At 70.5% G+C, this 25,729-nt stretch carries 23 protein-coding genes and 1 riboswitch; of the genes, 11 read left to right on the top strand and 12 right to left on the bottom strand.

Annotated elements, in window-relative coordinates; all coding sequences use genetic code 11:
• Positions 1–37: 37 nt before the first annotated feature.
• The 4 genes from IE250_RS17465 to serC form a co-directional block, all read right to left on the bottom strand.
• Positions 38–1,342 carry an MFS transporter gene (locus tag IE250_RS17465; protein WP_189670555.1) on the bottom strand — a complete coding sequence of 435 codons (1,305 nt, stop codon included), beginning with the start codon at positions 1,340–1,342 and terminating at the stop codon, positions 38–40.
• Positions 1,339–1,794 carry a MarR family winged helix-turn-helix transcriptional regulator gene (locus tag IE250_RS17460; protein ID WP_189670717.1) on the bottom strand — a complete coding sequence of 152 codons (456 nt, stop codon included), beginning with the start codon at positions 1,792–1,794 and terminating at the stop codon, positions 1,339–1,341. Before IE250_RS17460 ends, IE250_RS17465 begins: the two co-directional genes overlap by 4 nt.
• Before the next feature lie 106 nt (positions 1,795–1,900).
• Complete coding sequence (locus IE250_RS17455; RefSeq protein WP_229872553.1) at positions 1,901–2,752, bottom strand: MHYT domain-containing protein; 852 nt, start codon at positions 2,750–2,752, stop codon at positions 1,901–1,903.
• 118 nt (positions 2,753–2,870) lie between these two features.
• Entirely contained in the window at positions 2,871–3,980 is a 1,110-nt protein-coding gene (gene serC / locus IE250_RS17450) for a phosphoserine transaminase (RefSeq protein ID WP_189670554.1), read from the bottom strand.
• A gap of 82 nt (positions 3,981–4,062) precedes the next feature.
• Here serC and IE250_RS17445 point away from each other — a divergent pair, with 82 nt between their 5' ends.
• From IE250_RS17445 to IE250_RS17435, 3 genes are all read left to right on the top strand, one after another.
• Entirely contained in the window at positions 4,063–4,779 is a 717-nt protein-coding gene (locus IE250_RS17445) for an iron-dependent transcriptional repressor DtxR (RefSeq protein ID WP_189670553.1), read from the top strand.
• Between the two features lie 141 nt (positions 4,780–4,920).
• A riboswitch (cyclic di-AMP (ydaO/yuaA leader) is annotated at positions 4,921–5,108 on the top strand.
• Between the two features lie 152 nt (positions 5,109–5,260).
• On the top strand, positions 5,261–5,881 hold the full coding sequence (locus IE250_RS17440; RefSeq protein ID WP_308434156.1) for a C40 family peptidase: 621 nt from the start codon (positions 5,261–5,263) through the stop codon (positions 5,879–5,881).
• Between the two features lie 191 nt (positions 5,882–6,072).
• Positions 6,073–7,044 carry a universal stress protein gene (locus IE250_RS17435; protein WP_189670552.1) on the top strand — a complete coding sequence of 324 codons (972 nt, stop codon included), beginning with the start codon at positions 6,073–6,075 and terminating at the stop codon, positions 7,042–7,044.
• A gap of 79 nt (positions 7,045–7,123) precedes the next feature.
• Here the strand turns inward: IE250_RS17435 and IE250_RS17430 are convergent, their stop codons facing one another.
• The 4 genes from IE250_RS17430 to IE250_RS17415 all read right to left on the bottom strand — a co-directional run bounded on the left by IE250_RS17430 (position 7,124) and on the right by IE250_RS17415 (position 11,237).
• Positions 7,124–8,371, bottom strand: a complete 1,248-nt coding sequence (locus tag IE250_RS17430; RefSeq protein ID WP_189670714.1) for an aspartate aminotransferase type Ic — start codon at positions 8,369–8,371, stop codon at positions 7,124–7,126.
• 49 nt (positions 8,372–8,420) lie between these two features.
• Positions 8,421–9,848: an ornithine--oxo-acid transaminase gene (gene rocD / locus IE250_RS17425; RefSeq protein ID WP_308434155.1), complete on the bottom strand. Its 1,428-nt coding sequence runs from the start codon at positions 9,846–9,848 to the stop codon at positions 8,421–8,423.
• A 125-nt stretch (positions 9,849–9,973) separates the two neighbouring features.
• A complete protein-coding gene (locus tag IE250_RS17420; protein WP_189670550.1) occupies positions 9,974–10,753 on the bottom strand; it encodes a hypothetical protein in 780 nt (259 codons plus the stop codon).
• A gap of 1 nt (position 10,754) precedes the next feature.
• Positions 10,755–11,237 carry an OsmC family protein gene (locus tag IE250_RS17415; RefSeq protein ID WP_189670549.1) on the bottom strand — a complete coding sequence of 161 codons (483 nt, stop codon included), beginning with the start codon at positions 11,235–11,237 and terminating at the stop codon, positions 10,755–10,757.
• 174 nt (positions 11,238–11,411) lie between these two features.
• On the opposite strand from IE250_RS17415, the gene IE250_RS17410 reads away from it, so the two are divergent.
• The gene (locus IE250_RS17410; RefSeq protein ID WP_189670548.1) at positions 11,412–12,215 is read left to right on the top strand and encodes a thymidylate synthase; all 804 of its coding nucleotides are present in this window, start codon (positions 11,412–11,414) and stop codon (positions 12,213–12,215) included.
• On the top strand, positions 12,215–12,730 hold the full coding sequence (locus IE250_RS17405) for a dihydrofolate reductase (protein ID WP_189670547.1): 516 nt from the start codon (positions 12,215–12,217) through the stop codon (positions 12,728–12,730). Before IE250_RS17410 ends, IE250_RS17405 begins: the two co-directional genes overlap by 1 nt.
• An 85-nt stretch (positions 12,731–12,815) precedes the next feature.
• Here IE250_RS17405 and IE250_RS17400 read toward each other — a convergent pair whose 3' ends face one another.
• Together IE250_RS17400 and IE250_RS17395 are read right to left on the bottom strand one after the other, a co-directional pair.
• Entirely contained in the window at positions 12,816–14,813 is a 1,998-nt protein-coding gene (locus IE250_RS17400) for a DUF6807 family protein (protein WP_229872551.1), read from the bottom strand.
• Positions 14,813–16,345: a glycoside hydrolase family 43 protein gene (locus tag IE250_RS17395; RefSeq protein ID WP_189670545.1), complete on the bottom strand. Its 1,533-nt coding sequence runs from the start codon at positions 16,343–16,345 to the stop codon at positions 14,813–14,815. The genes IE250_RS17400 and IE250_RS17395 overlap by 1 nt, the downstream gene beginning before the upstream one ends.
• A 278-nt stretch (positions 16,346–16,623) precedes the next feature.
• Here IE250_RS17395 and IE250_RS17390 point away from each other — a divergent pair, with 278 nt between their 5' ends.
• From IE250_RS17390 to IE250_RS17365, 6 genes are all read left to right on the top strand, one after another.
• Entirely contained in the window at positions 16,624–17,601 is a 978-nt protein-coding gene (locus tag IE250_RS17390) for an ABC transporter permease (RefSeq protein WP_189670544.1), read from the top strand.
• 35 nt (positions 17,602–17,636) lie between these two features.
• A complete protein-coding gene (locus tag IE250_RS17385; RefSeq protein ID WP_189670543.1) occupies positions 17,637–18,317 on the top strand; it encodes a YesL family protein in 681 nt (226 codons plus the stop codon).
• Between the two features lie 63 nt (positions 18,318–18,380).
• Positions 18,381–19,889, top strand: a complete 1,509-nt coding sequence (locus tag IE250_RS17380; RefSeq protein WP_189670542.1) for an extracellular solute-binding protein — start codon at positions 18,381–18,383, stop codon at positions 19,887–19,889.
• Positions 19,889–21,181 (top strand): glycoside hydrolase family 28 protein, encoded by a 1,293-nt coding sequence (locus IE250_RS17375; RefSeq protein WP_189670541.1) that lies wholly within the window; start codon positions 19,889–19,891, stop codon positions 21,179–21,181. The genes IE250_RS17380 and IE250_RS17375 overlap by 1 nt, the downstream gene beginning before the upstream one ends.
• Entirely contained in the window at positions 21,165–21,644 is a 480-nt protein-coding gene (locus IE250_RS17370) for a hypothetical protein (protein WP_189670540.1), read from the top strand. Before IE250_RS17375 ends, IE250_RS17370 begins: the two co-directional genes overlap by 17 nt.
• Positions 21,641–22,573 (top strand): carbohydrate ABC transporter permease, encoded by a 933-nt coding sequence (locus tag IE250_RS17365; RefSeq protein WP_268247841.1) that lies wholly within the window; start codon positions 21,641–21,643, stop codon positions 22,571–22,573. The genes IE250_RS17370 and IE250_RS17365 overlap by 4 nt, the downstream gene beginning before the upstream one ends.
• Positions 22,574–22,738: 165 nt before the next feature.
• Here IE250_RS17365 and IE250_RS17360 read toward each other — a convergent pair whose 3' ends face one another.
• Positions 22,739–24,205, bottom strand: coding sequence for a serine hydrolase domain-containing protein (locus IE250_RS17360; protein ID WP_189670539.1), 1,467 nt, complete (start codon positions 24,203–24,205; stop codon positions 22,739–22,741).
• A 1-nt stretch (position 24,206) separates the two neighbouring features.
• On the bottom strand, positions 24,207–25,703 hold the full coding sequence (locus IE250_RS17355; protein ID WP_189670538.1) for a xylulokinase: 1,497 nt from the start codon (positions 25,701–25,703) through the stop codon (positions 24,207–24,209).
• Positions 25,704–25,729 lie beyond the last annotated feature (26 nt).

Here is a 25,729-nt window from a genome sequence, read left to right as displayed (position 1 = left end):
CCTTCAGATCGTGCGGCGCAGGAGCGCCGCGCGACTGTCAGGCCGCCAGGACCTGCTTCTCCGGCTCCGCCGCGATCTCCGGGTAGTCCACCTGGAGGTACGGGCGAGGGATGCGGTGCGTGCGGGAGAGCCGGGCGCGCACGCGCACGTGCCACGTCCTGGCCGCCCACGCCGTCGCGATCGCAGCCACGACCAGCGTCGCCACGGCCCCGATGAGCACGGCGTACCGCGGTCCGAACGTCTCGCCGATCCAGCCGACCACCGGGGAGCCCAGGGGCGTGGTGCCGAGCAGCACCATCACGTAGATCGACATGACGCGGCCGCGCAGCTCCGGCGCCACCGACAGCTGGATCGCGGCGTTCGCCGAGGCCAGCATGGTCAGGGACGCGAAGCCGACGGGGATGCACATCAGCAGGTACCCGAGGTAGGTCGGCATGACGGCCTGGATGCCCATGGAGATCGCGAACGCGAACGCGGCACCGAGCACCAGCCGCACGCGCGGCCGGTCGCGCCGTGCCGCCAGGAGCGCGCCGGCGAGCGAGCCGATCGCCAGGACCGACCCGAGGATGCCGTACTCGCCCGCGCCCCGGCCGAACTCGACGCGCGCCATCATGGCCGACGTCAGCTGGAAGTTGAGGCCGAACGTGGAGACCACGCCCATCACGACCATGATCACCACGATGTCGCTGCGCCCGCGGATATAGGCGAGGCCCTCGCGGATCTGGCCCTTGGCGCGCGAGGCGACGGGAAGGGCATGCAGGTCGCGCATCCGGGTGAGCGCGATGATGACGGCGCCGAACGCGATGCCGTTGAGGATGAACACCCATCCGCTGCCGACGGCGGCGATGAGCAGACCCGCCACGCCGGGCCCGATGAGCCGTGCGGCGTTGAAGTTCGTCGAGTTGAGCCCGACGGCGTTCGCGAGCCGCGTCCTGGGCACGAGCTGGGCGACGAAGGTCTGGCGGACGGGTCCGTCGACGGCGCTCACCACACCCAGCAGAGTCGCGAAGACGTACACGTGCCACAGCTCGGCCGCGCCGGACAGCACCAGCGCACCGAGCCCGAGGCCCAGCACGCCCATGCCGCCCTGCGTGATCATCAGGAGCTTGCGGCGGTCGACGCGGTCCGCGAGCAGGCCGGCCCACGCGGACAGGAAGATGTGGGGGATGAACTGCAGCGCGGTGACGATACCCACGGCGACGCCGGAGTTGTTGGTGAGGACGGTCAGGACTACCCAGTCCTGCGCCACGCGCTGCATCCAGGTGCCGATGTTGGCGACCAGAGCGCTGGCGAACCAGAGACGATAGTTGCGGTACTTCAAGCTGGCGAACGTTGCGCTCATCGAGCGGCGATCCGGATCAGGAGCTCGCTGGCTCCTGCAAGGATCTCTCTCTCCTCTACGGTCAGGGTGGACAGCTGTTTGGTGAGCCAGGCGTCACGACGGCGCCGGGTCTCGGCGACCTCGCGCTCGCCGGCGACGGTGAGCCGGACGACGACCTGGCGCTTGTCCGTCGCGTGCTCGACCTTCTCGACGAGGCCGAGCTCAACCAGGGTGTTCACGGCTCGGGTCATCGACGGCGGCCGGACCCGCTCGTGCTCGGCCAGGGAGCCGGGGGACATCTCGCCGTGCTTGTGCAGCACCGTCAGGATCCCGAACTGCCCCTCGGGGAGGTCGGCCTCGCCGCGCTCGGCGCGCAGGCGACGGGAGATTCGGGTGAGAGCGACGCGGAGGTCGCCCCCGACCGTTGCCGGGCTTCGGCTGGATCTGCGGGAGCTCGACGACACCCGCAACAGTCTAGATCATTAGCCTTGCTAACGGTACGTGGGTGTGGTCACACCAGACGACAGAGCGCCCGCCCCATCGAGGGGCGGGCGCTCCGAAGAAAACTGCTGCCGAGAGTCAGCGCACGCGATGGGTCTGCGCGAACTGCGCGGGACCCGGCTGCAGATCCTGCTGGACGTTCACGAACCGCCGGCCCTGCTCGCTGTGTGCCTTGAGCCGGTTCTCGAACTCGGCCTGCGTGCGCAGCTCGTCCTCGGTCGGCCAGAGGCCGATCCCGAGAATCAGCAGGAACGTCACGACGCTCACCGCCATCACGAGCGGCACGAGCAGCTGCATGGTGGACGCGCCCGCCGGGACGCTGTCGACCGGGTTGGTCACGGAGACGCCCGCCATACCGGTGTAGTGCATGCCGGTCACGGCCAGCCCCATGACAAGGGTGGCCACGATCGTGGCGAGCGTGCCGCGGATGTGGACGGTGCACCACAGCGCGGCGGTTGCCGCGACGATCGCGATGACGATCGACGCGATGACATAGGTCGGGTTGTAGACGACCCGCGCGGACATCTCCATCGCTTCCATGCCCATGTAGTGCATGGCCGCGACGCCGGCGCCGGCGAGGGCGCCACCTACGAGCATCGCTGCAAGCTTTCGCTTGCCCAGTTCTGTGATGAACAGGCCGGCGCCCACCACGACGATCGCGATCGCCGCGCTCAGGAGGGTCTCGGGAATGTTGTACCGGATGGTCACACCGGAGGCGGAGAAGCCGAGCATGGCGACGAAGTGCATCACCCAGATCCCGGTACCGCCGAGGGCGATGGCACCGAACACGAGCCACGCCGCGCGCGTGCCGCCCGAAGCTGCTCGAGCTCGAGACGTGCACGCGAGTCCCGTAGCTGCGCCGGTGCACGAGATCGCGTAGGCCAGCAAGGGCGTAACGATCCCGAATGTGAAGTGGTCGATCACTGGCATGGTGTTAGAACAGCCCCTCGGATGGTTCCCTCTGTTGCGGAAACGTTACAGAGTACCTATTGGTCGGACAATAGGCAGAAGTCCCCATCGAGGTATATTGCGGACGTGATCGGGCTGGTCAGAGGCTTGCGACGAGGTAGTCGACGCAAGCGGTGAGCGCCGCGACGTCGTCCGGCTCGACAGCGGGGAACATCCCGACGCGCAGCTGGTTGCGCCCGAGCTTGCGGTACGCGAACACGTCCTGGACGCCGTTGGCACGCAGCTCCGCGATCACCTGCCCGGCGTCGATCTCGTCGGCGAGGTCGATCGTGCCGACCACCGTCGACCGCTCCTCGGGGCGCCGCACGAACGGCGTCGCCCACTCCCGTGCCTCGGCCCAGGAGTAGAGGATCTCGGCCGACGTCGCGCAGCGCTTCGTCGACCACTCGAGCCCGCCCTGGGCGATCAGCCACTCCACCTGGTCGGCCAGGAGCAGCAGGGTCGCGACGGCCGGCGTGTTGAGCGTCTGGTCCTGGCGCGAGTTCTCGACCGCCGTCGTGAGGGACAGGAACTCCGGCACCCAGCGCCCCGACGCCTCGACCCGCGCGGCGCGCTCGACCGCGGCGGGGGAGAGGACGGCGAGCCACAGGCCGCCGTCGGCCGCGAACGCCTTCTGCGGGGCGAAGTAGTAGGCGTCGGTCTGGCTCAGGTCCACGGGCAGGGCACCCGCGCCGGACGTCGCGTCGGTGAGCACGATGGCGCCCTCGGGTCCGGACGGGCGCAGCACCGGGGCCATCGCACCCGTCGAGGTCTCGTTGTGCGGGGTCGCGTAGGTGTCGACGTCGTCGGCCGCTTCGAGGTAGGCCACCGAGCCCGGCTCCGCCGAGATCACCTGTGAGGGCTCGAGGAACGGGGCCCGTGAGGTCGCCTTGGCGAACTTGCCGCCGAACTCGCCGAACGCCGCGTGCTGGGCCTTTCGCTCCACGAGGCAGAGCGTGGCGACGTCCCAGAAGGCGGTGGAGCCGCCGTTGCCGAGCGCCACCTCGTATCCGTCGGGCGCGCCGAGCAGCTCCGTGACACCCTCACGAATGCGGCGCACCAGGTCCTTCACGGGTGCCTTGCGGTGGGACGTGCCGAGCACATGGGCGTTCGCCACGAGATGATCGACCTGACCTGGCCGCACCTTGGAGGGGCCGGAGCCGAAACGGCCGTCGTTGGGCAGCAGGTGTGTCGGGATTGTCAGTGGCACAGAACTAGACTAGAACCTGGGCCGACGCCCGGGGTGCAGAGCCCGGGGCGACTGGGCGGCTGCGCGCATGACGGGAGCTGACGTGACGGATCTGATCGACACCACCGAGATGTACCTCAAGACGATCTACGAGCTCGACGAGGAGGGCATCACGCCCCTGCGCGCGCGCATCGCGGAGCGTCTGGGGCATTCCGGTCCGACGGTGTCGCAGACGGTCGCGCGCATGGAGCGCGACGGCCTCGTGATCGTGACCGGCGACCGCCACCTCGAGCTGACCGAGCTGGGCCAGCACAAGGCGATGCGGGTGATGCGCAAGCACCGCCTCGCGGAGCGCCTGCTGACCGACGTCATCAAGCTCGACTGGGAGCACGTGCACGTCGAGGCTTGCCGGTGGGAGCACGTCATGAGCGACCTCGTCGAGAAGCGCCTCGTAGGGCTGCTCGACCACCCGCACCACGACCCGTACGGCAACCCGATCCCCGGCCTGTCCGAGCTCGGCGAGGCCTACACGGACGTGCCGTTCCTCACGGGCGTGATCTCGCTGCCGGCCGCGTTCGAGGCGGCGGCGAAGAAGGGCGTGAGGGGCGAGCCGCTCGCCGCGTCGCTCACCCGCATCGCGGAGCCGCTGCAGACGGATGTCGAGCTGCTCGCCCGCCTTTCCGACGCCGGTCTGGTGCCCGGTTCGCGGATCACCGCCGAGCACAGCGACGGGACCTACACGGTGACGGTCGACGGCTCCGGCACGGTGCTCGATCTCGGCGAGGACCTGGCCCGACACCTCTTTGTCGCGACCGCCTGAGCCCGTCCCCTCCGCCTGCTTGCCGGAAAGGTCCAACCGCGCATATGACGCGCTCTGGCATTCGTTGCCGGAACGTGACATCGGGGTTGAGGTCCGGTACGTTCGGACCGCTCCCACGGAGTTATTCGTGGGAGTCCTCGGACGGACGCCGAACTCTGTCACCGGCCGGGGCCCCAAGACGACCGCATGACAGAGGCGGGGGACCCACCATCGGGCGCCAGGGCGCGTCCTAGGGGTGAAGCCGAGCAGTCCTTCGGGATTGCACGGCCGGGTGATTTCTCCCACCCGAACCCGACAGCTGACCTCGAAGGCGTTCAAGGAGAGGTACTACGTGACTGCACGTACGACCCGCGCACGCCATCGTGCTGCGCGACGACCCGTGACTCCGCTTACCGAGCTTGCCCAGAACGCCGCTGTCGGTCGCCGTACCGCGGTCGCCGCTGCAGGTGGTGCGCTTCTCGTCTCGACCTTCGGTGGCGCGATGGCAGCGCAGGCCGCTCCGATGGAGACCGGCCACGCCAAGATGAACTCGGTCGACCTCAACGCGCTGACGTCGCAGGCCCGTGAGTCTCTGACCCACGCTCCGGTCGTGACCGTCGCGCCCGATGCCGAGCTCGCCGTGGAGAAGTCCGCGGTCTCCGTGGTCTCCGCCGCTGAGAACGAGGACTACCAGGCCGAGCTCGCCGCCGACGAAGCCGCGGAGGAGGCCGCAGAGGCCGCCGCCACCACCGTCTCGACCGCCACCTCCGTCGATGTCCCCGCCTCGGCGATCGGCAACTCCGTGATCTCGATCGCGAGCCGCTACGTCGGCGTGCCGTACGTCTCCGGCGGCGCCAGCCCGAGCGGCTTCGACTGCTCCGGCTTCACGCAGTACGTCTTCGGCCAGCTCGGCATCGAGCTGCCGCACTCGTCGTCGGCGCAGGCCGGCTACGGCACCCAGGTGCCGGCCTCCGAGGCCCAGCCGGGCGACCTGATGTGGACGCCGGGCCACGTCTCGATCTACGCCGGTGGCAACACCATGATCGACGCGTCCAAGCCGGGCACCGTGGTCGACTTCCGACCCATCTGGCAGTCGAACCCCACTTTCATCCGCCTGGGCTGATCCCAGCCGCGCAGCAGCAGAGCGCCCGTCACGGTCTCGACAGGCTCGACCCTCGGTGGTCGAGCCTGTCGGGCCCGTGACGGGCGCTTTTTGCCATCTTTCTGCTGACTATTTGCCACCCGATACCCGTAATCCGCGCACCGCCGGTAGCGTTGTAGTGCAAAGGTGCACTGCCATAGAAAGGGCTGGTGATGACACGATCCGAGGTCGTACTGGTCGGGGTGGACGGATCGGCCGCGAGTCTGCACGCGCTCGACTGGGCTACCGCCTACGCACGCCGCGTGGGCTGGGCGCTGCACATCGTGTGCAGCTACTCATTGCCGTCCTTCACGGCCGCGTCGCTCGACGGCGGGTACGCCGCCCTCGACGACACGAGCATCCAGGAAGGTGCCAAGGCGGTCCTCGTCGAGGCGGAGGCCCGGGTGGCCGACGCCGGCGTGCGAGCCACCACGGAGGTCGCGACCGGTGACGCGGCGGGCGTGCTCGTGGAGCTGTCCGCCGACTACGGCCTCGCCGTCGTCGGCACGCGCGGCCGGGGTGGGTTCACGGAACGACTGCTGGGCACGGTGTCGTCCGCGCTGCCCGCACACGCGCAGTGCCCGGTCGTCGTCGTGCCGCTGCGCGCCGAGCACAACCGAGGCGTCTCATGGAGCGTGCCGGGCGAGTCGGGCGGCTCGGCGGACACCGAAGCCGCCGGCGTCGCCTCCGGAGCCGGTGAGATCCGCGATGTGCGCCGCATCGTCGTCGGTGTGGACGGTTCTCCTCAGGCCGAGCGGGCGCTGTATCACGCGATAGCGCAGGCCAAGGCGTGGGGTGCGGAGCTGACTGCCGTGACCGGCGTCCCCGTCGGGAATGCAGGGATGCTGGCGTGGCTGCCGTCGACCATCGACCGCGAGCAGGTGCTGGCAGACATCGGGGCCGGCATGGACGTCCTCATCGACAAGTTCGAGGCGGAGAACCCGGGGCTGCGGATCCGGCGGATCGTGCTCGACGGCACAGGTGCGGAGCTGCTGACGGAGTTTTCCACTGCGTCGGACCTCATCGTGGTCGGCTCGCGCGGCCGCGGCGGGTTCCGCGGGCTGCTGCTGGGCTCCACGAGCCAGGCCGTGCTGCACCACTCGGCGTGCCCGGTGCTCGTGGTGAACAAGCATTGCAACGACTGACTTCCGCCGCAGAGGTGGCTCGCCGCTGGTCGAGCTTGTCGAGACCCGGGTCTCGACAAGCTCGACCGACGACGGGGTTCTACTTCGCGGCCTGGGCTTCGGCGGCCGCCAGCAGGACGCAGGTCGCCACGCCGTCCATCGCCGTGCGGATCTCGTCCAGCGGGGGCATCGACGGCGCGAGGCGCACGTTCTTGTCCTCCGGGTCCTTGCCGTACGGGTAGGTGGCGCCCGCCGGCGTCAGTGCGATGCCCGCCTCCTTGGCGAGCTGCACCACCCGAGACGCAGTACCCGGCGCGACGTCGAGCGACACGAAGTAGCCGCCCTTGGGCTCGGTCCACGACGCGATGCCGTACCCGCCAAGGCGCTCGGCCAGGATCTGCGCGACGGCCTCGAACTTGGGCGCGAGGATCTCGCGGTGCTTGCGCATGTGCTCGCGCACGCCGTCGGCCGAGTCGAAGAACATCGCGTGCCGCAGGTGGTTGACCTTGTCCGGACCGATGGACGCGGCCGAGAGGTGCTTCTTGTACCAGGCGACATTGGCCGCCGAGCTCCCGAGGAACGCGACGCCCGAGCCCGCGAAGGTGATCTTCGAGGTGGACGCGAACAGGAGCACGCGGTCCGGGTGGCCGGCCTCTGCCGCCAGGGCGATGGCGTTCGGGCTGGTCACCTCGTCGTCGGTCAGGTGGTGCACCGCGTACGCGTTGTCCCACATGATGCGGAAGTCCGGCGCGGCGGTGGGCATCGAGACCAGCGCGCGGGCGACGTCGTCGGTGATGACCGCGCCGTCCGGGTTCGAGTACGTGGGGACAACCCACATGCCCTTGATGGTGGGGTCCGCCGCGACGAGCGCGGCCACGGCCTTGGCGTCGGGCCCGTCCGGCGTCATCGGGACCGGGATCATCTCGATGCCGAAGGCCTCGCAGATCGTGAAGTGCCGGTCGTAGCCCGGCACGGCGCAGATCCAGCGCACCTTGTCCTCGCGCGCCCATGGCTTCGGGGAATCGGGGAAGCCGAACAGCTCGGCGAACGCGACGACGTCGTACATGAACGTGAGCGAGGCGTTCCCGCCCGCGAGGAGCTGCTCCACGGGCACGTCGAGCAGCTCGGCGAAGATGCGCCGGATCGCGAGCCCGCCGTCCAGCCCGCCGTAGTTGCGCGTGTCCGTACCGGTGTCGTCGGCGTGCTTGCCGACGCCGGGCAGGGCCAGCATGGGCTCGGCGAGGTCGAGCTGCTCGGCCGACGGCTTGCCGCGCGTGAGATCCAGCTTCAGGCCCTTGGCCTGAAGCTCGGCGTAGGCCTGCTGAAGCTCGGCGAGCGCTGGGAGCATAGCGGTGGTGTGGGACGACGTCGTAGTGGTCACCCCCGGGAGCCTACGCTCAGCCGGCGGTCGGTGACAGTTCGGAGCGCCCATCCTTGGCCTTGGCGGCGGACCTGCCCGTGGCAGCGACCTTGTTGTCGGTCATGTCCGACGTGTCCGCGGGGTTGGCGTGGTCCTCGGCTGCGTCGGGCCCCTCGTCCGCGGCTGCGCCCACCTCTGCTTCGGCCACGTCAGCTTCGCCCACCTCGGCGATCGACTCGGGCGCGCCCTCGTCCCGGAGCGCCACCAGGGACTCCTCGAGGATGTCCAGCGCCATCTCGAGCTCGGGCTGCACGATCGACAGGGGTGGCGACAGGCGGATCGTCGCCGCGCGCGTGTCCTTCGCGAGCACGCCGCGCTCCAGCAACGCCTCGCAGAGGTCGCGTCCCGTGCCGAACGCCGGGTTCATGTCGATGCCCGCCCACAGCCCTACGCAGCGCGCCCCTGTCAGCAGCCCCTTTTCGACGAGCGTGTCGAGCCGCTCCTTGAGCACCTTGCCCGACGCCGCGGCGCGCGCCTGGTACTGCCCGGTGGAGAGCAGGTCGAGTGCCGCTATGCCGACCGCACAGGCCAGCGGGTTGCCGCCGAACGTCGAACCGTGCGTGCCCGGCGTCAGCACGCCGAGGATCTCCGGCTTGCCGACCACCGCTGACACCGGGACGATCCCGCCGCCCAACGCCTTGCCCAGACAGACCAGGTCCGGCTGCACGTCCCAGAGCTCACAGGCGAGGGTGGTCCCGGTGCGGCCAAGGCCCGACTGGATCTCGTCGGCGACCAGGGCGATGTTCTTCTTCGCGGTCAGCTCGCGCAGGCCCGGCCAGAACCCGTCCGGCGGCACAACGACACCCGCCTCGCCCTGCACCGGCTCCATGAGAACGGCCACCGTGGTGTCGTCGATGGCGGCAGCCACCGCTTCCAGGTCGCCGAAGGGCACCCGGACGAACCCCGGGGCGAACGGGCCGAAGCCGTCGCGGGCGGTCGGGTCGTCCGAGAGGCCGACGAGCGTGGTGGTGCGGCCGTGGAAGCTGCCCCCGGCGACCACGATGGTCGCCTTGTCCGCGGGCACGCCGCGCACGTCGTAGCCCCACTTGCGGACCGCCTTGATAGCGGTCTCAACTGCTTCGGCGCCGGTGTTCATCGGCACCACGAGGCTGTCCTCGCCGCCGGTCGTCAGCGGACCCACGACCTCGACGAGCCGCTGGGCGAACTCCTCCAGCCGGTCGTGGTCGAACGCACGGGACGTCAGCGTGACCTGGCGCAGCTGCGTCACCGCCGCGGCCACCAGACCTTGGTGCAGGTGCCCGAAGTTCAGGGCCGAGTACCCCGACAGGAAGTCGAGGAACTCGTTGCCGTCCGTGTCCCAAACGTGTGTACCGTGCGCCCGTGCGATCGTGATCGGCAGCGGGTGGTACGTGGGGGCGAGTGCGCCTTGCGTCGTGTCCGCCATGATCCGCAGCCTAGGTCGGGTCCCGCCATCTTGCCGAGCAGCCCGCATATATTCGCGCGACCCTTCGACAGGCCAGGGCGGCGCGCCGGTCGACAGGCTCAGGGCGGCGCGCCGGGTCCGGGCTGCTACTGCTCGATGACGCGGGGGAATCGCTCCGGAGGAGCACCGAACGCCACGCGGGACTGGCCGATCACGGTGTGGCCGAGGGCGCGCGCGCCGACCCAGCCGACCACGGCGCCGATGCCGAACGGCAGGATGCGGCCCAGCAGGAGGCCGCTCTGCTTGGCGATCTGCTTCCGGACGAACCGGTGCGTCAGCGCTTTGTTCACCCGCTGCAGCGTGGTGCGCGGCATGCTCGTGAGCAGCACCTTGCCCCAGGCGACGCCGGACCCGCCGATGGCGTTCTCCACGTCCTGCGCGCCCTGGTCGCCGAGGACCGTGGCGAGCAGGAGCGCCCGGCGGCGCGCGACGTCCTGCACGTCGATCCCGTGCACGTCCGCCACAGCGAGGGAGAACGCTGCCGACGAAGCGAAGAACGTCGCCACGTCGCTCGTCGACAGCGCGACGCTCGCCGCCGTGCCGACCGCCGGGATGGCGGCGGCCGCGCCCACGGCGCCGCCCGTGGTCTGGATGACCCGCAGGTACTCCTTCTCCAGGAGCCTGATGACCTCGGCCGGGGTGGCGTTCGGGTTGCGGGCGCGGACCTTGTCCACATGCCTGTGGATGGTCGCCGACGGGATGGAGACCGCCTTGTCGACCAGGTAGTCCAGGGGGCCCTCGGGCTTGTAGTTGATCCAGTCCGCGGGCGTGACCTCGACCGAGTTGTCCGGCTTGACGACCGCGTCGCCCGGAGTCGCCTCGCGGTTGGGCGCAGGCCCGGTCAGCTTCTGCTTGTCGTCGCTCATGTCAGCCCTCCGCCGGCTGGTCGAACTGCGCGTCCGGGACCTGAGCGCTCGCCTTGAGCGTGCGGCCGACGGTGCACGTCTTGTCGATCGACCGCTGGGCGATGGTGAGCAGCTTCGCCCGGTCGTCGTCGTCGAGGCCGGACAGGTCGATCTCGAACTTCTCCGTGAGGACCGGGTACCGGTCCTCCGTCATGTCCTTCGGGTCCTCGACGCGGATGGTGGTCTGGTAGTCGTCACCCAGCCGCCGCGCGAACGCCCTGTCGCTGCTCATCCCGGCGCACGCCGCGAGCGCGATCTTCAGCAGCTCACCCGGGGTGAACACCGCACCGGCACTCGCGGGCCCGATCTCGACGCGTGCGCCACGGGCTGAGAAGCCGGTGTACGTGCGTATGCCGTTGCGCTCCACCCACAGCGGGTCCGTGGGCGAGGGGGTCACGGCGGGTTCGGTGCTCGTGGTTTCCGAGGTGGTGGTCTGCTCCGTCATGAGGATGATCCTTCCACTGGTCACCGACACGGTCACGAAGCTGGTCCATCGCGTCCCGGTCGGTCGGGCCTAGTGTCAACGCCGACGCGGTCCGTGGCGTTCCCGTTCGGCGCGCCGACTGGCCCCTGCGCGGCACCCAGGGAACTGATGCGAAGCAGAAGTAGGCTTTGCCGCATGACCGAGATCGACACCCCGTACGAGGACCTGCTCCGCGACGTGCTCACGGAAGGAACCCCCAAGGGCGACCGGACCGGCACCGGGACGCGCAGCGTGTTCGGGCGGCAGATCCGGTACGACCTGGCGCAGGGATTTCCCCTGATCACCACCAAGCGCGTGCACCTCAAGTCGGTCGTGTACGAGCTGCTGTGGTTCCTGCGCGGCGACTCCAACGTGCGCTGGCTCCAGGAGCGGGGCGTGAAGATCTGGGACGACTGGGCCGACGAGTCCGGCGAGCTCGGGCCGGTCTACGGCGTGCAGTGGCGCTCCTGGCCCACGCCCGACGGCGGGCACGTCGACCAGATCGCGAAGGTGGTCGACCAGATCCGGACAAACCCGGACTCGCGACGGCACGTGGTGACCGCGTGGAACCCGGCAGAGGTCGACGACATGGCTCTGCCGCCGTGCCACGCCCTGTTCCAGTTCTATGTGGCGGACGGCAAGCTCAGCTGCCAGCTGTACCAGCGGTCGGCGGACCTGTTCCTCGGGGTGCCGTTCAACATCGCCTCCTACGCGCTGCTCACGCACATGGTCGCGGCGCAGACCGGGCTCGGGGTCGGGGAGTTCGTGTGGACCGGCGGCGACTGCCACATCTACGAGAACCACGTGGAGCAGGTGCGCACCCAGCTCGCCCGCGACCCGTACCCGTACCCGTCGCTGCGGCTCGCCCCGCGCGAGTCGATCTTCGACTACGAGTTCGAGGACGTCGAGGTGCTGGGGTACGTCTCGCACCCCACCATCAAGGCCCCGATCGCCGTCTGATGATCGGGCTCATCTGGGGGCAGGCACGCGATGCCGCCGGCCGGCCGGTCATCGGCGCCGGCGGCGACATCCCGTGGCGCGTGCCCGAGGACTTCGCGCACTTCAAGCGCACCACGGCCGGCCATCCGGTGGTGATGGGGCGGCTCACGTGGGAGTCCCTGCCGAAGCGCCCCCTCTCCGGCCGCACCAACATCGTGGTCTCGTCGCGTGGCCCGTACGGCGTGCCCGACGCCGACGCCGTGCCGGCCGGGTCGATCGGCGAGGCGCTCGAGATCGCGGCGGACGCGCCGGGCGGCGACGAGATCTGGATCATCGGTGGCTCCCAGGTCTACAACGAGGCGCTCCCCGTCGCGGACGTGCTCGAGGTCAGCGAGATCAACTCCGAGATCGAGGGCGACGTGTTCGCACCCGAGATCGGCCCGGAGTGGACCGTCGCCTCGTCGACCGAGTGGACGACGTCGTCGTCGGGCCTCCGCTACCGCCACCTGACCTACCGCCGAGCGCCGGCGAAGTAGAACCAGGGCGAAGCAGAACTGCAGCGAGACAGAACGCACTCTCCGCCAGAGTTCTACTTCGCCAGAGTTCTACTTCGCCCTGGTTCTACTTCGCCGACGCTCGCATTCGTGCCACGGCGAACTCGGCCAGGTCGGCGGCGTCCGCGGCGTCGAGCCGCCGGTCGGCGACCGCGGCCACCAGCTCGACGTCGAGCGACGTCCCGGCGGCGATGCGCCGGGGACGGTCCCAGGCGAGCGCCGGGCCGGCCCCGACGTAGTCGGTGACCCGAACGAACCATGGGTCGACGTCGCCGGGCTGCACGAGCAGGAGCGTCGTCCACGCGCCGCCGGTGCGCCGCACTATCGCAATCCACGGCGAGCGCGAGCCGTGCGCCTGGGCCTCGGAGTCGGCGTCCGCCGTGAGCACGGAGCTCGCGTCCGCGAAGGGGAGGCGCCAGAAGAGCCCGCCGTAGCCCGCGCCGGGCCGGCCGCTCGTCGCCGGGCTGCCGATCACCACGTCCGCGTCGCCCGCGTCCAGGCGGCTCGACCAGCCGAGCGCCCAGGCCTCGACCTCGGGGAGCAGCAGACCCGTGAGCCGGCGCTGCTCGACGAGCTGTTCCCCGCCGCGCTCGTTCGCCCAGCGGACCTGGCTCGAGAGCGTCGCCCCGCCCTCGACCACCGCGGCGGAGACCGTGAGCTGCCGACCGTGGTTGGAGAGCAGAGTCGGACCCTGGCCGCGGACGAACGTCCGGCCTCCCCAGTAGGTGGTGCCGTTCACGTCGGCCACCGCCATCGACACCCCGTAGTGGTGCCGGTGGTCGGTCGGCGTCGTCTGGGTCATCGCGACCCCGCCGAGCGAGTGCAGGGGGTGCAGGTGCGGGCGGGGGCTGTGCACCCCGGGCATCGACTCGCCGTTGGCGTAGCGGGCCAGCGGCTGGTCCTCGGCGGTCAGGGTCCAGCCGTCGCTCGTGGCGGCCCAGGTGGCACGCCCGCCCGGCGCGGCGGTCCGCGCACGGCCGGCACGGTCGGACGACGGCGTCGGGAGTCGTCGCGACGGCGGGACCGGTCCGGTGCTGGACCGCACGACGAGCCCGGGCATGACCAGCGGGTTCTTCGACGGGATCGACCTCTCGGTGCCAGGCGTCGCGCCCGTGCCCGGCGTCGCGCCGCGGGCCGAGACGATCTGGTGCAGCAGACCCCAGGCCCGCCGGCCGAGCTCGGCCTGGGGCACGGCAGCGGTTGTCAGGGAGGGCGTCGCGTAGTGCGCGAGCTCGATGTCGTCGAAGCCCGCTATCGAGATGTCCCCGGGAACGTCGACCCCCGTCTCGTTGAGGCGGGCGAGCAGCCCGAACGCGACGAGGTCGTTGAACGCGACCACCCCGGTCGCCCCGGTCGCGAGCACCTCGTCGGCGACCCGGTACCCGTCGTCGACGGTCGACCCGCAGGCCACCGTGGTGACCCGAAGGCTGCTGTGGCGCTCGCGGGCCTCCTCGAGCGCGCGAGCGCGCTGCGCGTGGGAGGCGCTGGCGCGCGGTCCGGCGGCGTAGACGAGCTCGCGGTGACCCAGCGCGACGAGGTGATCGACGACGCTGTGGACACCCGCCCCGTAGTCGACGCGGACCGTCGGCACGTCGAGCCCCGCGACTTCGCGATTGATGAGGACCACCGGCTCGACCTGGGGCAGCAGCTCGCGCAGGACGGCCTCCGGGCTGCGCGGCGCGGCGAGGATCAGGGCGTCGCAGCGCAGCCGCGCCTCGAGGGCGATCTCGGCCTCGGCGTCGGCGTGCTCCGCGGTCTCTGCGACCAGGAACCGGAAGCCGAACGGCTCGGCCGCGGCGACCGCGCCGCGCAGGATCTGCTGGAACATCGGGTTGCCGAGATCAGGGACAACGAGTGCGACGGAGTTCGTCCGGCCGAGGGAGAGGCCGCGCGCCATCGTGCTGGGGCGGTACTGCAGCTCGGCGGCCGCCGCGCGCACCCGCTCGGCCATGTCCGCGTCAACGGTCTGCTGGCCGTTCATGACGCGCGAGACGGTGGCCCGCGAGACGCCGGCGGCCTCGGCCACCTGCCCGATCGTGGCACCGCTCTTCGCGACCCGCGCCATCATGCGTCCTTTCCTGCGACGGTGACCCGAACGGGACCGAAGAGCGCGCCGCCGCGCTCGCCGACCGGTGAACCCGGCGGGGCGGCAGCGAAGAGCCCGACCTCCGCACCGATCCAGTGTCCCTCGACGGCGGACCACGCCGACGACAGATCGTGCCACGCCTCCGTACCGGCGCGATCGGCGGCGCGCCAGGAGAAGGTAGCCGTGCCATCGGCGTCGAGCGCGAGCCGCAGGTCGACGGCGCCTCCCGGCGCGGGCGACTGCGCCAACGAGTCCTCGGCGACCCCGGCGCTGCGCCGCAGGGCGACGTCGATCCCGGTCGGCGTGCGGACGAGGCCGACCCAGGCGTACTCGCGGCCGAGGAGGGCCAGCCCGCACCGGGTCCCTGGGGCCGCTCCCTGGAGGGTCACGCGCGTCGTCCACGTGCTCGGTCGGCCGGGGAGCTGCTGGCAGAGCACCGCACCGTGGTCGCGGAGGTCGCCGCGGGCGGAGACCTGCGCCCGGAGGCGTAGCGCGCCGTCGCCGGGCGCCTCGTACCAGTCGGGCAGCGGGTTCGCCTGCCAGTGCCAGCGGGCCGCAAGCGCGGGAGCGGCGAAGTCGTCGCTGCGGACGGGCTCCTGCTGCTCGTCACCACGCGCCGGGACCGGCAGAGGATGCTTGAGGACGGGCCGGCCCCGGCCGTGCCCCAGGGGCTCGCCGAGCTGCGGCCACCCGTCCTCCCAGCGCATCGGTTGCAGGTGCACGACGCGCCCGAAGACGCCGCGGTCCTGGAAGTGCAGAAACCAGTCGGATCCGTCCGGGGCGTCGACCCACGCGCCCTGGTGCGGACCGTTGACGGGAGTCGCGTCCTGCTCGAGCACCACCCGGTGCTCGTACGGGCCCCACACGGAGCGTGACCGGAAGACGGTCTGCCAGCCGGTCGCCACGCCGCCCGCCGGGGCGAAGATCCAGTACCAGCCGTCCCGCTTGTAAAGCTTCGGGCCTTCGAGGGTGCGGAACCCGGGCAGCTCGTCGCCGTCGACGACGGTGCGCGGGCTCCCGACGACCTGCCGCAGCCCGGGGTCGACCTCGACGACGGTCAGCCGGTTCTTGATACCGGCACGGCTGCCGGCCCAGCCGTGCACGAGGTACGCCCGGCCGTCGTCGTCCCACAGCGGGCACGGGTCGATCAGCCCCCGGCCGGGGATCAGGCACCAGGGCTCCGACCACGGACCGCGGGGATCGGTAGCGGTGAGCACGTAGATCCCGTGGTCGGGATCGGGGTACACGATGACGAAGACCCCGTCGTGGTGTCGCAGGCTCGGCGCCCAGACGCCCGAGCCGTGCCGGGGGAGCGCGTAGTGGTCGACGGGCGGGACGAGCGGCAGCGCGTTGGCGACGTGCTCCCAGGTCACCAGGTCGCTCGAGCGCAGGACCGGGAGCCCGGGGGCGCGGTTGAAGCTCGACGCGATCATCCAGAAGTCGTCACCGACCCGGATCGCGTCCGGGTCCGGCCAGTCGGCGTCGAGAACCGGGTTGGAGTAGAGCGCCATCGCCTGCCTTTCTTCGGACACCGTGAAACGCCGAGAAACCGGTTCAGCAATTGTCTCTCGTCTGAGGCGGAGCCCACCCTAGCAACCGGTTTCCCACAAATGGTAGCGCGGAGAGGATCTGAGGCAGGAGAGGCAAAAATTGCTCTTGCGGTCCGCGCGGATCGTCGGGTACGGTCCCGGAAACCGGTTGCTGGAGGTGTCCACGACCGGAGACGGCTCGACGGCGAGCAGAGGGGCATACCAATGGTGGTAATGACGATGACCGCGGGGTCGCTGCGATGAGCGCGGCCACCACGGCGGCGCCGAGGCCGCCCGCGGCGAGCGCCGACCCGGAACGGCCGCAGACCCGACGCCGTCCGCGCGGCTCGTCGTTCTGGCGGCACCGGACGCTCTACCTGATGGCGCTGCCGGGCATCGCGTACTTCCTGGTGTTCAAGTACGCGCCCATGGGCGGGCTCGTGATCGCCTTCCAGGACTACATGCCGTTCCTCGGCATCGGCGGCAGCCCGTGGGTGGGCTTCGACCACTTCGTGCGGCTGTTCACCGAGGACACCTTCTCGATGCTGCTGCGCAACACGCTGGTGATCTCCCTCCTGCTGCTGGTCTTCGCCTTCCCGGTGCCGATCATCCTGGCGCTGCTGCTCAACGAGCTGCGGGGCAAGTACTTCAAGCGCAGCGTGCAGTCCGTCATCTACCTGCCGCACTTCCTGTCGTGGGTCATCGTCGCCTCGATCTTCTACGTGCTGCTCTCCACCGACGGCGGCAGCATCAACAACCTCATCGTCGACGCCGGCGGCGAGCCCGTCCCGTTCCTCACCGACCCCGACTGGCTGCGGCCGCTGTACATCGGCCAGGAGATCTGGAAGGGCGCGGGCTGGGGCACCATCGTGTATCTCGCCGCGATGACCGCCGTGGACGTCCAGCTCTACGAGGCCGCGCAGCTCGACGGCGCAGGCCGCCTGCGACAGTCGTGGCACATCACGCTGCCCGCGATCCGGCCGACGATCATCGTCATGTTCATCCTGGCCATCGGCGACTTCCTCGAGCTGGGCTTCGAGCACATGTTCCTGGTGATGAACTCACTGAACCGCGAGGTGGGCGAGATCTTCGACACCTACGTGTACACGGCGGGCATCCAGAACGGGCAGCTCAGCTATGCGGCCGCCGTCGGGCTCTTCAAGGGCCTGGTCGGCCTGTTGCTCGTGGTCATGGCGAACCGGCTGGCCAAGCGCTTCGGCGAAGAAGGCGTCTACTGAGGCGGCCGTTCCGGCTGCGAAGGGTGGTGCACACCGTGTTCTCGTTCGAAGGCTTCGTCCGGATCAACACGTTCCTGACCGGCGTGTACCGCGTCGCGTTCCTCAACCTGCTCTGGGTCGCGACGACGGCGCTCGGCCTCGGCGTGCTCGGCATCGGGCCGGCGTCGTACGCGATGGCGAAGTACATCGACCGATGGCTGCGCGCCGGCGAGACCCCGCCGCCCGCGCGCGTGTTCTGGCGGTACGCCCGCGAGCAGGCGGGACGCTCGATGCTGATCTCCTGGATCCTCCTGGCGGCCGGCGCCGTGATCGTCACCAACGTCTTCCATGCGACGAGCTGGTACGTCCAGATCCTCAACGTCGGCGCCCTCGGAGTGCTCGGGATCACCTGGTCCTACGTGTTCCCGGTGCTGGTGGCGACGGACCTGGCCACGATCCCGCGCCAGCTCGGCGGGGCGCTGCTGATCGGGTTCGGCTCCCTGCACTGGACGATCCTCGGCGCGACCGTCGTCGGGGCTACCTGGTGGCTGACGTGGCAGCTCGCGCTGCCGCTGCTCGTCCTGTTCGGGGTCGGGATCCCCGCGTTCGCCGTCGGGCTCGTCACCCGTGCCGTGTTCCGTGGGCTGACGGCTGACCCGGCGGCAGAGTCGGGGCAGGCGAACCCGGGAGCCGAGGGAGGGCCGCACAGACCGCGAGCCGCGCTCGCGGCTCGGTAGACCGAAGTACCCGCCCGCGACGTCGCAGGTGGGCAGTCATTCACATGTCAGAGGGGACAGCTCATGATCTCAAGAAGGAACTCAGCAGCGGTGGCGTCGGCAACGGTGCTGGCACTCACGCTCGCCGCATGCGGTGGCGGGTCGGGCGACGGGGACGGGGGTGACGCCGACGGCCCGGTGACGTGGATGGCGATGCTGCACACTCCGACGACGCCCGAGAAGGACGGGGTCATCGAGACGGCGCTCGAGGAGTACACGGGCACCGAGTTCGAGATGCAGTGGGTACCCGACGCCTCGAAGGAGGAGAAGATCAACGCGGCGCTCGCCTCGGGCACGCTAGCCGACATCGTCTCGCTCACCCAGGGTGACAGCACCACGGTGCGGACGGCGCTCACCTCCGGCATGTTCTGGGACGTCGAGGACTATCTCGCGGAGTTCCCGAACCTGTCGCAGATCGACCCGGTGACGCTCGACTCCGCCCGGATCGACGGCGAGCTGTACGGCGTGCCGTTCCAGAAGATCAAGGCCCGCTACGGCGTCGTCGTGCGTCAGGACTGGCTGGACAACCTCGGTCTCGAGGTGCCGCACACGATCGAGGACCTCACGAAGGTCGCCCACGCGTTCGCCCACGACGACCCGGACGGCAACGGAAAGGACGACACCACGGGTTTCTACGACCGCGAGGAGAGCTTCAAGGTCGCCTTCCGGTCCCTCACGGGGTACTTCGGTGCGGGCAGCCAGTTCGAGGTGACCGACGACGGACAGGTGGTGCCGAGCTTCACCACCGACGCCTACAAGGAAGCCATGGAGTGGTACCGCGGCGTGTACGAGGACGGCGGGGTGAACCAGGAGTTCGTCACCGTCCAGAAGCAGAACCAGCAGGATGGCATCGCGCAGGGCAAGGGCGGGATCGTCGTCACCGGCCTGTTCGAGGCGAAGAACTACCTGGCCCTCGCCGAGAGCGCCGACCCCAAGACGCCGATGAAGTGGGCGCTGGTCAACGACGTCACCTACGAGGACGTGCCGCGCCGCATCCTCACCGACACGGGTGGCGGCATGGGCGGCTGGCTCGCGATCCCGAAGTCCGAGGTGGAGACCGAGGAGGAGCTGAAGAAGGTGCTCGGCTTCATCGACAAGCTCATGGACGAGGAGGCGTTCGGCCTCATGACCAACGGCGTCGAGGGCACCCACTACGAACTCGACGGCGACGGCGTGGTGACGATCACCGACCAGACCGCGTGGGAGCAGGAGGTCCAGCCCTACAGCTCCTCGCGTCCGTCCGAGAAGATCGTCACGTACAAGAGCACGAGCCCGTACGTGGACGAGGCCAACGAGCTGATGGCGGAGAACGAGGAGTTCGTCATCACCAACCCGGCGCAGTCGCTCACGTCCAAGACGTACGACACCCGGTGGTCGACCATCGAGCAGCAGGTCACCGACGCCTACAACCAGTACATCACCGGGGCCATCGAGATGTCCGACTTCGAGGCGACGATCGAGAGCCTGCGCGGACAGGGCCTCGACCAGATCAGCGAAGAGTTCACGGCGGCGTACGCCGAGGTGAACGGCTGATGACGGTGCACGCCGGCCCTGGCGCCACGGAGACCACCCTGGAGACCGCGGCGCTCCAGGCCGAGATCGACGCGGCCGCGCTGGCCGGTGGCGGCACCGTGGTCGTCCGGGCCGGCGTGCACCGCACCGGCGCGCTGCGCCTGCGCAGCCACGTCGAGCTGCACCTCGAGGCGGGGGCCCGGCTGGAGTTCGTCCCCGAACCGAGCCTGTACCCGCCGGTCGAGGCACGCTGGGAGGGCGCACCCACTTCCGTGCACTCCCCGTGCTTGTACGCGCACGGGGAGACCGACGTCGCCATCACGGGGCTCGGCACCATCGACGGCCAGGGGCAGCGCTGGTGGGACAAGTTCCGCGACGACCCGGATTCCCTGGCGTACCCGCGGCCGACACTGATCGGCCTGCACGAGTGCGAGCGGGTGACGATACGCGACGTGTCGCTGCGCGACTCCCCGGCCTGGACGGTGCACCCGCTGCTCTGCCAGGACGTCAGCGTGGCGGGCGTGCGGATCACCAACCCGCCCGACTCGCCCAACACCGACGGCATCAACCCGGAGTCGTGCCGCAACGTCCGGATCAGCGACTGCCACATCGACGTCGGCGACGACTGCATCACCATCAAGTCGGGCACCGAGCGCTCGCCGGAACGCGTCCCGTGCGAGAACGTCACGATCACGGGCTGCACGATGGTGCACGGGCACGGTGGCGTGGTCATCGGCAGCGAGATGAGCGGCGGGGTACGCAACGTCGTCATCACGGGCTGCGTCTTCCAGGGCACCGACCGTGGCATCCGCATCAAGTCCCGCCGGGGCCGGGGCGGTGTCGTCGAGGACATCCGGGTCACGAACCTCGTAATGAGCGACGTGATGTGCCCGATCGTCATCAACCCGCACTACTTCTGCGGGCCGGACGGCGACGAGCCGCACGTCGGTGACCGGCGCCCGTACCCGGTCGACGACTCCACCCCGGTCTTCCGCCGGATCCACCTCGCCCACATCACGGCTCGCGGCGTGCACGCCGCTGCCGGGCACGTCTACGGGCTGCCCGAGCGGCCCCTGACGGAGCTCACCCTCGACGACATAGCGGTCTCCTTCGCCGCCGACGCCGTCCCGGGACGACCGGCCATGGCGGACGGGGTGGACCTCATGGTGCGGCAGGGGTTCCACCTCGGGAACGTCGCGGACTCGGACATCACCCGGGTCCGGGTCGACGGGTGTGACGGCCCGGTCTTCCACGTCGACGACAGCCCGACGCTGCGCCAGGAGGAGGGGAGTGCCGATGGCGACGGCGACTGACCGGATCCCGGAGGCGTCCGTCATGCGGCGCACCGCCGAGGTCTGGGTGGCCGGGACCGGCATGGTCCTGTCCACACTGTTCCTCGGAGCGTTCACGCTGGTGATGAACCGGCTCGACGAGGAGGGCTTCCTCGCCACCCTCTACCCCGAGATGCAGCGGGCCGGGCTGGATCTGACGGCCGGCGGTGCCACGGGTGGCGCGTACGACGCCGCCCGAACGCTCGCCGCCTGGTTCGGCCTCACCCTCATGGTGTTGCTGCTCCTCGGGATCACGGGGATCTTTCTGGCCAGGCGCCGGCCGGGGGGCCGCACGGCCGGGGCGTTCTTCGCGGCCGCCGGCCTGGTCTGCCTGGTGGGCAGCCAGCTTGTCCTCTACCCCGTCGCCTTCCTCTTCTTCGTCAGCGCGGGGATGTTCGCGCTGCGACGGCCCGACCGGCAGCCCGACCTTGGGAGCACGAGATGAACACGACCGACGCCGCACCCCGGGTGAGCCTGGACCAGCTCGCGAAGCGCGAGAGTGGCTTCCGGCGACCCACGACGGCGATGCGGGTCTTCCGCGTAGTCAACGTCGTCGTGCTCGGCGGGTTCGCGCTGATCTGCGTACTGCCGTTCCTCAACGTGCTGGGCAGCTCGTTCGCGACGCCGGGCGAGCTCGCGACGCGCAGCTTCGTCGTCATCCCCGAGACGTTCACGCTCGACGCGTATCGCTACATCCTGTCGACGTCGACAATCTTCCGGGCGCTCGGTGTCTCCGTGTTCGTCACGGCTATGGGGACATTCGTGAGCCTGCTGCTCACCTCGTTCATGGCGTACGCGCTGTCGAAGCCCTACCTGCGCGGGCGCCGGGTGATCAACTTCCTCGTCATCTTCACGATGCTGTTCAGCGGCGGAATGATCCCGACGTTCATCGTGGTCCAGAACCTGGGCCTCATCGACTCGCTGTGGGCGCTGATCCTGCCCGTCGCGATCAACGCGTTCAACTTCGTGATCATGCGCAGCTTCTTCCAGGCGATTCCCGACAGCCTCGAGGAGGCGGCACGCATCGACGGCTGCTCCGACCTCGGAGTGTTCCTGCGGATCGTGCTGCCGTTGTCGCTCGCCTCGATCGCGACCATCGGCCTGTTCTACGCCGTCGGCTACTGGAACACCTACCAGAACGCGATCCTGTACATCAACGACTCCGAGAAGTGGCCCATCCAGGTGCTGCTGCGCCAGATAGTCATCGTCGCGAGCGGCATGAACGCGGACGCCTCGGTCGTGGATGTCGTGCCCCCGGCGCAGTCGGTGAAGATGGCAGTGATCGTCGTTGCGACACTGCCGATGCTGCTCGTCTACCCGTTCATCCAGCGGTACTTCGTCAAGGGTGCGCTCATCGGCTCGGTCAAGGGCTGACGCCGGGGCGCGGAGTGCTGTTTCGGTACGTGCCGGGTGGGCTGAACTTCGTTCGGCTGGGGCCCGGAATTGCGGGCTGTGCTGAATAGTTCAGCCTGGCTGAAGCAGGCAGGGCCAGGCTGAACGAAGTTCAGCCCACCCGGTAACCTGCTACCCGAGGTCAGCTCACCGCGGCGAGCCGGGCGCGGGCGCCGGGTGGTAGGCGGCGTGGAAGGTCCATGCCTGGTCGGCGGTCTCGCCGAAGATCTGTGACTGGACGGTCAGCGTGCCGTCGTCGGCCCAGGCGAGGCGCGCACGCCACGTCGCGAGCTCGTCACCGAGCAGCGCGCAGCGCACGTCCAGGGTGTTGACGCCGGTCCAGCCTGCGGTGACGACGGCGGGCTGGCCGTCGACCACGGTGCGGACCGGCCGGTCGAACCGCAGCTCGATGTCCCAGCCGCCGGCCGTGGCCTGGCCGTCGGCGGCGTTCCAGCCGCCCGCGCTGCGCAGCCGGCCGCCGTCGTCGTCGTCGAGCGACAGGACGAGCTCCGCAGGTCCGGGCCCGTCGACGACGTTCACGTAGCGGCCGCCGGCGGGCCGCGCGTGTGCGGCGTCATGTGGCGGTGCTGGCCAGGGGAGCCGGACGGCGACGGCATTCGCGACCGACCCGTCGTCCACGCCCGCGGCGTCGGACGGACCGGCGTCGAACGAATCGGCGTCGAGCCGGTCGACGAGCGGATCCACGAGCCGCTCGAGGACGTCGTCGAGGAGGCGCTCGTGCCCGCTCTCGCACGCCTGGGCATCCGCGGTGACCACGACGGCGAGCCCCCGGGCGGGGTCGCCGTAGACGATCTGGCCGCCGAGGCCGAACATCAGCCAGCTCCCCGGCCGGGGCAGCCAGAGCTGGTAGCCGTATCCGCCGCGCAATACGACGTCCGAGGTCTGCAGGGTGGTGTCGGCCTGCGGGCTCATGGCGTCGCGCAGGTAGCCGGCCGGCAGGAGCCGGGCGCCGTCGTGCACGCCATTTTCAAGCAGGAGGTGCGCCAGGCGCAGCAGGTCGCGCGGGGTGCAGACCAGCCCCGAGCCCCCGTGGCTGATGCCCTCCGGCCCGGTGAGGAACCGCAGGCAGGGGCTGACGCCCAGCGGGTCGAGCAGCCGGGGGCGCAGGTAGTCCGCGAGCACGGTGCCCGCGAGCCGTTCCACGAGCGCTGCCAGCACGTACGAGGCACTGGTGTCATAGGTGAAGACCGTGCCCGGCGGGTGCGTCGGCGCCACCCGGAAGTAGGACTCCAGCCAGCCGCCCGCGGTGAGCTTGTACGTCGTGGACCGGTGCGGGCCGCGCATGGCGAGCATGTGCCGGATCGTCGTGGCCTCGAGCCACGGATGGACCGGGCCCATCTCGGGGAAGTGCTTCGCGATGGGGTCGTCGAGGCCCAGCCGACCCTCGTCGGCGAGCAGCCCGATCGCCAGGCCCGTGACCGTCTTGGACACCGAGTACATCCGCTGGTGCGTGTCCAGGTCGAGCGGTTCGCTGACCGCGTGCGTCACCGTCTCGCCGCGGAGGCTCACCTGGACGGTGTGCAGGGCGATGTCGAGCGCGCCCGCCCTGCGGGCGAGCGCGCTGACCAGGCCGCCGGCGAACGTGTCGGGCATATCAGCTGAGGTCGCGCACCGCGCCGTACTGCTCGCGGATCACCGGCTTCGGGTCGGCGTCGAGCGTCGTCGCGATCGTCGTGGACCATGCCGGGGCGCCGGCGTCCGGGTCGTCCGCGACGGCCAGGACCCAGGCGGCCTGGCGCGCCGCGCCGTCGGCCACGTACTCGCCGGGCTCGGGGATGCCGATCGGCAACCCGAAGACCTGCGGGGCGATCCGCTGCACGGCCGGCGACTGCGCCGCCCCGCCGATCAGCATCACGCGTTCCACCGAGACGCCCTGCGCGCGCAGCGCGTCGAGCCCGTCCGCGAGCCCGCACAGCATGCCTTCGATGTAGGCGCGCGCCAGGTGCGGGCGGGTCGAGGTCGCGAGGCGGATGCCGTGCAGGGTGCCGGTCGCGTCGGGCCGGTTGGGCGTGCGCTCGCCCTCCAGGTACGGCACGAGCACGAGGCCGTCGGACCCGGGCGGAGCCTGCAGCGCCAGCTCGGCCAGCCCGTCGAAGTCGACGTCGAGCACCTCGCGGGCAGCGTCCAGGACGCGCGCCGCGTTGAGCGTCACGGCGAGCATGAGCGCGTTGCCGGTCGCGTCGGCGAAGCCGTTGATCGCGCCGGACCCGTCGGCGGTGCGCTTCGGCGCCACGGCGGAGACCACGCCGGAAGTGCCGATCGAGATGGCGATGTCGCCCGGCGTCATGCCGAGCCCCAGGGACGCCCCGGCGTTGTCGCCGGCGCCGGGCCCGATGAGGCAACCGGACCCTGAGCCTGTCGAATGGTCCACCGCCGAGCCCGCGACGGTCGGGTGCGCCACGGCACCCGCCTCGGCCACGTCGACCACGCGCGGCAGCACGACGTCGACCCGCCCCAGGGCGCGTTCCAGCAGGTCAGGGCGGTACAGGCCGGTGGAGGCGTCGTAGTACCCCGTGCCGGACGCGTCCGAGCGGTCCGTGAACAGCTTGTCCAGCTGCGGCCCGAGGGGGGCGGTCGGGTCGCCCGCAGGCCCGTAGCCCGCGATGCGCCACGACAGCCAGTCGTGGGGGAGCGCGACGGCGGCCACCCTGGCGGCGTTCTCCGGCTCGTTGTCGCGCAGCCAGCGCAGCTTGGTGATCGTGAGGGAGGCGACGAGCACGGAGCCGACGGCGTCGGCCCAGGCCTGGGCGCCCGCCGCGCGATTCCCGTCGCCCAGCTCGGCGATCAGGGCCTCGGCCGACGGCGCGGAGCGGGTGTCGTTCCACAGCAGCGCGTCGCGGATCACCCGGCCGTCGGCGTCGAGGGTGACCATGCCGTGCTGCTGGCCGCCCACGGAGAGCGCCGCGACGTCGGCCAGGCCGCCCGCCGCGGCGGCCGCCTCCTGGAAGGCGTCCCACCAGTGCTGCGGGTCCACCTCCGTGCCGTCCGGGTGCTTGGCGGAACCGCTCCGGACCAGCGCGCCGGTCTCGGCGTCGCGCACGACGATCTTGCAGGACTGCGTGGACGTGTCCACGCCGGCGACGAGGGGCATCGGTGCTCCAGGAGAGTAAAGGCGCG

This window comes from Promicromonospora soli, from assembly GCF_014653785.1.
GTDB lineage: Bacteria > Actinomycetota > Actinomycetes > Actinomycetales > Cellulomonadaceae > Promicromonospora > Promicromonospora soli.
The sequence above is the reverse complement of the archived record's forward strand: the minus strand, read 5'-3'. Positions and strand labels throughout refer to the sequence as shown.

What these genes read in the sequence shown, in the direction of transcription:
- IE250_RS17365 (WP_268247841.1), top strand. Translation starts at nt 21,641, where the DNA reads ATGAACACGACCGACGCCGCACCCCGGGTGAGCCTGGACCAGCTCGCG.
- IE250_RS17395 (WP_189670545.1), bottom strand. Translation starts at nt 16,345, where the DNA reads ATGGCGCTCTACTCCAACCCGGTTCTCGACGCCGACTGGCCGGACCCG.
- IE250_RS17400 (WP_229872551.1), bottom strand. Translation starts at nt 14,813, where the DNA reads ATGGCGCGGGTCGCGAAGAGCGGTGCCACGATCGGGCAGGTGGCCGAG.
- IE250_RS17440 (WP_308434156.1), top strand. Translation starts at nt 5,261, where the DNA reads ATGGCAGCGCAGGCCGCTCCGATGGAGACCGGCCACGCCAAGATGAAC.
- IE250_RS17420 (WP_189670550.1), bottom strand. Translation starts at nt 10,753, where the DNA reads ATGAGCGACGACAAGCAGAAGCTGACCGGGCCTGCGCCCAACCGCGAG.
- IE250_RS17435 (WP_189670552.1), top strand. Translation starts at nt 6,073, where the DNA reads ATGACACGATCCGAGGTCGTACTGGTCGGGGTGGACGGATCGGCCGCG.
- IE250_RS17465 (WP_189670555.1), bottom strand. Translation starts at nt 1,342, where the DNA reads ATGAGCGCAACGTTCGCCAGCTTGAAGTACCGCAACTATCGTCTCTGG.
- IE250_RS17360 (WP_189670539.1), bottom strand. Translation starts at nt 24,205, where the DNA reads ATGCCCGACACGTTCGCCGGCGGCCTGGTCAGCGCGCTCGCCCGCAGG.
- IE250_RS17355 (WP_189670538.1), bottom strand. Translation starts at nt 25,703, where the DNA reads ATGCCCCTCGTCGCCGGCGTGGACACGTCCACGCAGTCCTGCAAGATC.
- IE250_RS17380 (WP_189670542.1), top strand. Translation starts at nt 18,381, where the DNA reads ATGATCTCAAGAAGGAACTCAGCAGCGGTGGCGTCGGCAACGGTGCTG.
- IE250_RS17375 (WP_189670541.1), top strand. Translation starts at nt 19,889, where the DNA reads ATGACGGTGCACGCCGGCCCTGGCGCCACGGAGACCACCCTGGAGACC.
- IE250_RS17370 (WP_189670540.1), top strand. Translation starts at nt 21,165, where the DNA reads ATGGCGACGGCGACTGACCGGATCCCGGAGGCGTCCGTCATGCGGCGC.
- IE250_RS17415 (WP_189670549.1), bottom strand. Translation starts at nt 11,237, where the DNA reads ATGACGGAGCAGACCACCACCTCGGAAACCACGAGCACCGAACCCGCC.
- IE250_RS17410 (WP_189670548.1), top strand. Translation starts at nt 11,412, where the DNA reads ATGACCGAGATCGACACCCCGTACGAGGACCTGCTCCGCGACGTGCTC.
- IE250_RS17405 (WP_189670547.1), top strand. Translation starts at nt 12,215, where the DNA reads ATGATCGGGCTCATCTGGGGGCAGGCACGCGATGCCGCCGGCCGGCCG.
- IE250_RS17455 (WP_229872553.1), bottom strand. Translation starts at nt 2,752, where the DNA reads ATGCCAGTGATCGACCACTTCACATTCGGGATCGTTACGCCCTTGCTG.
- IE250_RS17430 (WP_189670714.1), bottom strand. Translation starts at nt 8,371, where the DNA reads ATGCTCCCAGCGCTCGCCGAGCTTCAGCAGGCCTACGCCGAGCTTCAG.
- rocD (WP_308434155.1), bottom strand. Translation starts at nt 9,848, where the DNA reads ATGGCGGACACGACGCAAGGCGCACTCGCCCCCACGTACCACCCGCTG.
- IE250_RS17390 (WP_189670544.1), top strand. Translation starts at nt 16,624, where the DNA reads ATGAGCGCGGCCACCACGGCGGCGCCGAGGCCGCCCGCGGCGAGCGCC.